Source organism: Mucisphaera sp., assembly GCF_965279675.1.
Taxonomy (GTDB): domain Bacteria; phylum Planctomycetota; class Phycisphaerae; order Phycisphaerales; family Phycisphaeraceae; genus Mucisphaera.
In genome coordinates this window covers 3244095-3251998 of the sequence record NZ_CBDIIJ010000002.1, presented here as the reverse complement: position 1 = coordinate 3251998, position 7904 = coordinate 3244095, and the positions used below count along the sequence as shown (strand labels likewise).

The following is a 7904-nucleotide window of genomic DNA, read 5'->3' as shown; positions in this document are numbered from 1 at the left end:
TCGTCAGCGGGATCGCAAAACCGAGCCCGGCTCGATCGGAGCCTGACGATCAATCCACGCCGGCGGCTCACCCACCGAACCACCGCCCGCCACAAAAGAAAGCCCACCCCCCAGATCCAACGGCAACCCCAACCCCAGCAACGCCGCCGGCACCCCACCCACCGGAATTGACATCGGCACCAGATCAGCAGGCAACGACACCCCACCCAGCGTCCGCCCCAAACCCAAGGTACTCACCCGCTCTGCCTGCCAATCACCATCACGAGCACGCCCAATACCTGCAGGCGATCTCCGCTCCGACTGCCACAACCCTTCAGCGGCGTGCCCACCACCCCCAAACACCGGAGACGCAAGCAGCTTGCCCCAAACCTCAGCCCGAACCCGACACCACCGCGTTCTCAAAACCCTTCACCGCCTCCACCCGATCGCGCAGCCGCGCAGCACCCGCCGCCGACGACCGTGCATAGTCCACCGGATCATCCCCGATCCCGCTCGCCCACTCCCACCATCTGCTCGATCGGCTGCACCCCGATCAGACAACCCTTCGCAAACGCAAACCCGTAAGCAAACGCACCGATCAACCGACCCCCGCCCAGCGGCGCCTCCGGATCATCCGGCTCCGCATCCTTCCATAAATAAACCGGCGACCCCGACATCCCCTGCACCGGACCCGACTCCAACATCCGAGGGTCCTCAGACCGCAGCCAGATCACCGCCCTCTGCGGACCACTCCGCCGCACCACACTGACCACCTCCACCTCAAATGGCTCGATCGCCGTCCCCGAAAAAACCGTCAGACAAACCCCACGCATCCCCGGCCGCACCTCGTCCAAAGGCATCACCGCCGTTGCCTCCGCAGGCACCTTCACCAGCGAACACATCCGGTGCCAGACCCTCACTGGCTCTAGCCAAATTCGGCGACAAACCCACCAACACGACCAGAACCCGAGCCCAGAAAACGCAGCGTCTGAAGGGATATCACACGTTAAGCCTATCCCTCAGCGCAGGACCCGGCAAACCCCGCCGTAAACACAAACAAGGCATAACCACCCATTCAAAGGCTAGAGTCTGTCTGACCCGAGTTTCCCAGCCTCTCAGCTAGAAGGCCTGCAAGACCAAAACAAGGACTCAGATTCCCAGCAGTATGGATCAAGACAACCTCTTAGCCTGCCAGCAGATCCTCCAGCACACGTTCCAGGACCCCGCGCTGCTCGAACGCGCCATGACCCACGCCTCCAGCACGGGCGATCGCCTCACCAGCAATGAACGACTCGAGTTCCTTGGCGACGCCGTCCTCGGTCAGGTCGTCTGCGAATACCTCTTCCACGAACTCCCCTCCGAACAGGAAGGCGAGCTCACCAAAATCAAGAGGCACCGTCGTCAGCCGCAGAGCCTGCGCCAAAGTCAGCAAGGAACTCGGCCTCCCCCAACGCCTCGCCCTCGGCAAAGGCATGTCCGCCGGACGCACCCTCCCCGCCTCCATCGCCGCCGCCGTGTACGAAGCCGTCATCGCCGCCATCTATCTCGACGCCGGCTTCGATGCCGCCCGCGCCTTTATTCTCCGCACCATGACCGGCATTCTCGAAGACGCCACCCAGTCCGCCCACCAGGAAAAACTACAAAAGCGTCCTCCAGAACTACGCCCAGCGCCACCAGCCCGGCAACCCCGCCTACATCCTCCTCGACGAAAAAGGACCCGATCACGCCAAAGCCTTCGAAGTCTGCGTCGAACTAGGCGGACGCCGATACCCATCCGCCTGGGCCAACACCAAAAAGCAGGCCGAACAGGCCGCCGCCCTCCGAGCCCTCGAAGACCTCGACATCGCCACCGCCCACGACGACGGCACTGTCGAAGTCCACGAAGAACGCTTCGACACCACACCCCCAGCCAAGGCGATCTAACCAGCGAGCCTCAGGCCGACTGCTTCAGCTCACGCTCCGCCGCCGCCCAGTTCTCAAACTCACGACCCGCCGGCTTGCCTTGAGCCAGCCAGATGAAGTAAGCCCGGTTCGCGATGTCATCGTGCGTCAGCGTCAGCTTGACCTCGGCTGGAGCCGCCTGCTTGGCCGTCCGCTGCTTCGAGGCCGCCTTGCTCGCCGCCTTGGCCGTCTTGACCACCGCCTTCACCGCCGCCTTCGCCTCTCCAACCGTCCGCCGAGCCGCCACACCAGTTCGCTTACGTGCCATCGTGATGACCTCCATGTCTGCTTGGTTCATAAAAACACGGCCGCAAAACCCCACCCAACATCAACCGTATAACCAGTTATCGGTCTTCAGCCCAAATCCCAACACAAAAAACCGACCAGGTCTGATCTGCGCCATAGCCACAGACCACACCACCACTTGCCACCCAAGCCAAACAACACCAGCCAGCAACCGCCAGCCCACTACGGAGGCAGCGGGGGGGGGGGGGGGCGGGATGGCGAGAAGGGGGCGGGGGGGTTAGGAGAGGTCTTTGAGTTTGGCCAGCACCTCATCCGCGTGGCCAGGCACCTTCACCTTGTCCCACCGCTCCGCGACCTTCCCCTCCGGGTTAATCAGATACGTCGTCCGCACCACGCCCATGTACTTCTTCCCGTACATGCTCTTTTCCTGCCACACGCCATACTTCGCACAGATCGACGCATCCGGATCCGCCAGAAGCGGGAAATTCAGATCATGCTTCGCGATGAACTTGGTGTGCGACGTCTCATCATCCGGGCTCACCCCAAGAATCACTGCCTTACTCTTCTTGAACGCCGGCAGCCCATCCCGGAACTGACAAGCCTGTTTCGTGCACCCCGACGTGTCATCCTTCGGATAGAAGTAAAGCACCACCCACTTCCCCGCATAATCACTCAGCTTATGCGCCTTGCCCGACTCGTCCCTAAGCGTCAGCGCCGGAGCCTTCTTCCCCGGATCCGTCAACGGCTTGGTCTGATCCGCACCCACTCGCTCAACCTTCGTGGCCATCGTTCAAAGCTCCCTAATCGAGGTCCGAAAACACCCAATAAACACACCGCCCATCCTAGGCCCCCTGCCCGAACCCGGCCGCTCCGAACAACGTACAACCCAGCGATCCCCGTCCACCCCCCGGTTATACTGCCTCCCCTCATCAGGACGCCATCAAGTCACACCACCCGTGATTCGATGTAAACCCAAGTAAGACCTGCAACGATGCGGGTGTGGTGCAACCGCCTGGAGCTACAAAGTGTCTGATAACAACAACCGTGCCCTCATCACCGGCATCACGGGTCAGGATGGCTCGTACCTCACCGAGTTCCTCCTCGACAAGGGCTACGAGGTCCACGGCATCATCCGCCGCTCCAGCTCCTTCAACACCGACCGCATCGACCACCTCTACAAAGACCCCCACATCTCCAACGTCAAACTCCACCTCCACTATGGCGACCTCACCGACGCCAACGGCCTCGCTCGCCTCATCGCCCAGGTCAAGCCCACCGAGGTCTACAACATCGGCGCCCAGTCTCACGTCAAGGTCTCCTTTGACCAGCCCATCTACACCGGCGACGCCACCGGCCTCGGAGCCGCCAAGCTCCTCGAAGCCGTCCGCGACTACCAGGAAGCCTCCGGCAACCCCGTCCGCTACTACCAGGCCTCGACCTCCGAGATGTTTGGCGGGATGCCCGAAACCGCGCCGCAGTCCGAAGAAACACCCTTCCACCCACGATCGCCCTACGGCGTCGCCAAGCTCTACGCCCACTGGCTCACCATCAACTACCGCGAGTCCTACAACCTCCACGCCTCCTGCGGGATCCTCTTCAACCACGAGTCTCCCCGCCGCGGCGAAACCTTCGTCACCCGAAAAATCACACGCGCCGTCGGACGCATCAAGCAGGGCCTCCAGGAAAAACTCTACCTCGGCAACCTCGACGCCAAACGCGACTGGGGCTTCGCCGGCGACTACGTCGAACAGATGTGGATGATGCTCCAGCAGGACACCCCCGACGACTACGTCGTCGCCACCGGCACCACTCAAACCGTCCGCGAGTTCTGCGAAAAAGCCTTCGGCCGCGTCGACCTCGACTACAACGACTACGTCGAAATCGACCCCCGCTACTTCCGACCCGCCGAAGTCGACCTCCTCCTCGGCGACCCCACCAAAGCCAAGAAACAACTCGGCTGGGAACCCCGAACCTCCTTCGAGGAGCTCGTCAACATGATGGTCGACCACGACCTCGAACTCGCCGCCCGCGAGAAGACCCTCCTCGACGCCGGCCACGCCATGCCCGCCAGCCTCGGCCAGCACCAGTAAGCCATACGCGGCATGGACGCGCCAGCCAACGACACCCCGCCCGCCTCACGACAACCCGCCTTCATCGTCGGCACGTCCCGAGGCGGGACCACCTGGCTCTCCCGCGTCCTCAACACCCACCCCGACATCTGCTCCTTCGGCGAGTCCATGTACTGGGGACGCTCTTACCTCGAACCCGCCTCGCCCCAGGGCTACAACCGCGAGCAGGTCGAACACCTCGCCAGCGCCCGCACCAACGGCCGCTGGGGACCCCACGGCCACAAGCCCGGCTCACTCAGTGGCCTCAACGAAGACGGCTTCGGCGGGCCCCTCATCGACGCCGTCCGCACCGCCATGCTCGACGCCCCCACCCCCATCACCCCACACGACCTCTTTCAGATCATCGCCGACGCCGCCTGCCAGTCCGAAGGCAAATCCCTCGCCGTCGAAAAAACCCCCCACCACATCAACTGGCACGAGCGCATCACCGCCGGCTACCCAGCCGCCAAATTCATCGTCATGCTCCGCACCCCCTACGAGTTCATGCGCTCCTACAAACACCAGGGCGGCCAGATCTCCGACAAGGCCCGCGAAGACTTCAAAAAAGGCTACCACCCCATCGCCTGCGCCCTCGTCTGGCGCGGCTTCATCCGCTCCGCCGCCTCCCTCAAAGCCAACCCCAACGCCCGGTCCCTCGAAGTCTGGACCCACGAACTCAAAACCAGCGAAACCGCCATCCTCAACCAGATCCAGCAATTACTCGGCGTCACCCCCACCGACCTCACCAACAACGTCCCGCCCGACAACTCCAGCTTCGAGGGCAACCCCGCCCCCGAACTCGACCCCGCCGACATCTTCTGGATGAACCGCCTCGCCGGTCGCGAGATCCGCAAACACGGCCTCGACCTCCGCCGCACCCCCTTTGCCCCGCTCGCCATCACCGCCTCCATCCTCCGCATCCCCTTCTGGGCCTTCCGCACCCTCCGCCAACTCCGCACCCGCACCTCCGGCTCCCTCCTCGCCTACCTCTACCGCTGGATCCGCTGAATCCGGAACCAACGAAGACTTCTAGAACACCAAGGGATTTCCAGAAAACTGCCGCAAACCGCCTTGCCATCTCTCAAGCCCCCGCTAGGCTCTGCCCGACATGATCTCCATGAACAGCCCATCCAAACGCGTTTCCAAACCCGCGTCCAAACGCGCCTGATCCACGCCGCGTCCTGCGGCTCCCGCTGTTCATCCCAACCACATCCAAAACCCACCGCCAGCGCGATGCCATCAGCATCCACCGGCTCACCCCGAAGGAAAGCCCCGTGCGCTCCATCCACCACCTCCTGCTCATCGGCCCCGGCAAGACAGGCCGCCACGTCCCCTCCTTCGTCGATCCCATCAACCTCACGACGATCGACAGCACGACCACGCAGACCGACGCCCTCATCGCCCAAGCCGATGCCGCCATCATCTTCCTCCCGCCCGACGCCATGTACGGCTACATCGACCCGCTCATCCACCGCCGCTGCCCCGCCGTCATCGGCACCACTGCCGTCAGCTGGCCCCACAATCTCCACGACCGACTCACCGCCGCCGACACCCCCTGGATCACCGCCAGCAATTTCAGCATCGGCATGAACCTGCTCTACCTCCTCGCCGCACAGCTCGGCCACATCACCCGGACCCAGCCCGAAGCCTTCGCCACCGCCACCGCCGCCATCCACGAAACCCACCACATCCACAAGAAAGACAAGCCAAGCGGGTCCGCCCTCAAACTCCGCGACGCCTTCGCCGACCCCAACCTCCCCGTCACCTCCGACCGCGAAGGCGACGTCGCCGGACAACACCGCCTGACCCTCGACCTCCCCGGCGAACAACTCACCCTCAGCCACAACGTCACCGACCGATCCATCTTCGCCCGCGGCGCCGTCTGGGCCGCCCAACACCTCCTGCCCGACACCCCGCCGGGCCTTCACCGTTTCGAAGACCTGCTCACCCGACAACTAACCACACCAACCACAAACGCCTGAAAACAAAGGAAACCAACCATGAACGTTCACGAAACCATCGTCTGGACCGCCTGCATCACCCCACTCACCGATGACGCCCGCCACATCGACTACGACGCCTTCGAGCACACCCTCCGCCGTCAGGAAGCCGCCGGCAACGGCATCCTCCTCCTCGGCACCACCGGCGAAGGCGCGTCCCTCACCTCCGAAGAAAAGCGGCAGATCATCCGCTGGTCCACCACCCTCGGCCTCACCGTCCCCATCATGGTCGGCGTTCCCGGCTACCAGTTCGCCGAAACCCTCAGCTGCGTCGAATGGCTCCGCGGCACCGAGGTCGACGCCCTCCTCCTGCCCACACCCTGCTACACCAGGCCCGGCACGCACGGCCAGACCCACTGGTTCCGCAGCCTCCTCGACGCCGCCGGCCGGCCCTGCATGCTCTACAACGTCCCCTCCCGCTCAGGCGTCGCACTCTCCCCACAGGCCGTCCACCAACTCGCCGACCACCCCAACTGCTGGTCCATCAAGGAAGCCTCCGGCTCCCTCGAACGCTTCGACGAGTTCCTCCCCACAGGCGTCGCCCTCTACTCAGGCAACGACGACATGATGCCAGCCCTGGGCACACGCGGAGCCCAGGGTTTGGTGTCCGTCGCCGCCAACCTCTGGCCGCAGGCCACCGCCGACTACGCACGAAGCTGCATGGACGGCACCCTCACTGAGGAAGAACAAAACCTCTGGACCGCCGCCATCGCCGAGCTCTTCCGCGCCTCCAACCCCGTCCCCGCCAAGCGCGCCATGCACGCCCTCGGCCACATCCCCAGCAGCGCCCTCCGCCCACCCCTCCACCCCGACGACCTGGACACCCTCCAGCCGCTACTCTCCTGTGCCAGCCAGATCGAGGAGACCACCCTTGCCGCTTGAAGACCTCACCAACGCCGACTTCCTCGCCCAACTCGAAGCCGGCACCCTACGCGTCGCCGAACGTCACGACGACAGGACCTGGCACGTCAACGGGCAGGTCAAACAACGCATCTTGCAGGTTTTCGCCACATCCGACCTCGCCGCCTTCGAAGCCGGCACCGTCGACAAGGCCGACCTCGCCCCCCGACGCTTCCGCGTCGACGCCGGCGTCCGCCTGATCCCGGGCGGCTCCGCCGTCCGCGCCGGCGCCCATCTCGCCCAAGGCGTCGTCGTCTGTCCGCCCGCCTGGGTCAACATCGGCGCGTTCGTCGACCAGAACACCATGATCGACAGCCACAGCCTCGTCGGCTCCTGCGCTCAGGTCGGCAAACGCGTTCACCTCTCCGCCGGAGCCCAGCTAGGCGGCGTCCTCGAACCCATCGGCAACCGACCCGTCATCATCGAAGACGACGCCTTCATCGGCACCCAGGCCGCCGTCGTCGAAGGCGTCATCGTCCGCCGCGGAGCCGTCCTCGCCCCAGGCGTCCACCTCTCCAAAGCCGTCACCATCTACGACACCGTCCACGAAACCACCCACCAGGGCGAAGTCCCCGAGTACGCCGTCGTCGTCCCCGGCTCCCGCCCCGCCAAATCCGACTGGGCCAAATCCCACGGCCTCACCCTCAACTGCCCCATCATCATCAAATACCGCGACGAAAACACCAACGCCGCGCTGATGCTGGAAGAAGCGCTGCGATAACACAACAAC

The 7904-nt window shown here is 64.2% G+C and carries 10 protein-coding genes and 2 pseudogenes; 8 read left to right on the top strand and 4 right to left on the bottom strand.

The window, feature by feature from the left end:
* Nucleotides 1-3 precede the first annotated feature (3 nt).
* Both ACQZAB_RS13910 and ACQZAB_RS13905 read right to left on the bottom strand, forming a co-directional pair.
* Nucleotides 4-237, bottom strand: coding sequence for a hypothetical protein (locus ACQZAB_RS13910; RefSeq protein WP_428390116.1), 234 nt, complete (start codon nt 235-237; stop codon nt 4-6).
* A 239-nt stretch (nt 238-476) separates the two neighbouring features.
* Nucleotides 477-881: a SpoIVB peptidase S55 domain-containing protein gene (locus tag ACQZAB_RS13905; protein WP_428390115.1), complete on the bottom strand. Its 405-nt coding sequence runs from the start codon at nt 879-881 to the stop codon at nt 477-479.
* Nucleotides 882-1144: 263 nt separating this feature from the next.
* Here ACQZAB_RS13905 and ACQZAB_RS13900 point away from each other — a divergent pair.
* From ACQZAB_RS13900 to ACQZAB_RS13890, 3 genes and pseudogenes are all read left to right on the top strand, one after another.
* Nucleotides 1145-1336 (top strand): annotated as a pseudogene (locus tag ACQZAB_RS13900) (ribonuclease III); the annotation flags it as partial.
* A pseudogene (locus ACQZAB_RS13895) lies at nt 1263-1511 on the top strand (hypothetical protein); the annotation flags it as partial. The pseudogenes ACQZAB_RS13900 and ACQZAB_RS13895, both read left to right, overlap by 74 nt.
* Nucleotides 1512-1674: 163 nt before the next feature.
* The gene (locus ACQZAB_RS13890; protein ID WP_428390171.1) at nt 1675-1902 is read left to right on the top strand and encodes a putative dsRNA-binding protein; all 228 of its coding nucleotides are present in this window, start codon (nt 1675-1677) and stop codon (nt 1900-1902) included.
* A gap of 10 nt (nt 1903-1912) precedes the next feature.
* Here the strand turns inward: ACQZAB_RS13890 and ACQZAB_RS13885 are convergent, their stop codons facing one another.
* Both ACQZAB_RS13885 and bcp read right to left on the bottom strand, forming a co-directional pair.
* Complete coding sequence (locus ACQZAB_RS13885; RefSeq protein WP_428390114.1) at nt 1913-2188, bottom strand: DUF2934 domain-containing protein; 276 nt, start codon at nt 2186-2188, stop codon at nt 1913-1915.
* Nucleotides 2189-2443: 255 nt separating this feature from the next.
* Nucleotides 2444-2953: a thioredoxin-dependent thiol peroxidase gene (bcp, locus tag ACQZAB_RS13880; RefSeq protein WP_428390113.1), complete on the bottom strand. Its 510-nt coding sequence runs from the start codon at nt 2951-2953 to the stop codon at nt 2444-2446.
* A 238-nt stretch (nt 2954-3191) separates the two neighbouring features.
* Here bcp and gmd point away from each other — a divergent pair, with 238 nt between their 5' ends.
* The 5 genes from gmd (at nt 3192) to ACQZAB_RS13855 (ending at nt 7895) form a co-directional block, all read left to right on the top strand.
* Nucleotides 3192-4256: a GDP-mannose 4,6-dehydratase gene (gene gmd / locus ACQZAB_RS13875; RefSeq protein ID WP_428390112.1), complete on the top strand. Its 1065-nt coding sequence runs from the start codon at nt 3192-3194 to the stop codon at nt 4254-4256.
* Nucleotides 4257-4268: 12 nt separating this feature from the next.
* Complete coding sequence (locus tag ACQZAB_RS13870; protein WP_428390111.1) at nt 4269-5282, top strand: sulfotransferase; 1014 nt, start codon at nt 4269-4271, stop codon at nt 5280-5282.
* Nucleotides 5283-5548: 266 nt separating this feature from the next.
* Nucleotides 5549-6256: a dihydrodipicolinate reductase C-terminal domain-containing protein gene (locus ACQZAB_RS13865; RefSeq protein ID WP_428390110.1), complete on the top strand. Its 708-nt coding sequence runs from the start codon at nt 5549-5551 to the stop codon at nt 6254-6256.
* Nucleotides 6257-6274: 18 nt separating this feature from the next.
* Entirely contained in the window at nt 6275-7156 is an 882-nt protein-coding gene (dapA, locus tag ACQZAB_RS13860) for a 4-hydroxy-tetrahydrodipicolinate synthase (RefSeq protein WP_428390109.1), read from the top strand.
* The gene (locus ACQZAB_RS13855; protein ID WP_428390108.1) at nt 7146-7895 is read left to right on the top strand and encodes a 2,3,4,5-tetrahydropyridine-2,6-dicarboxylate N-succinyltransferase; all 750 of its coding nucleotides are present in this window, start codon (nt 7146-7148) and stop codon (nt 7893-7895) included. Before dapA ends, ACQZAB_RS13855 begins: the two co-directional genes overlap by 11 nt.
* The last annotated feature ends 9 nt before the right edge of the window (nt 7896-7904 follow it).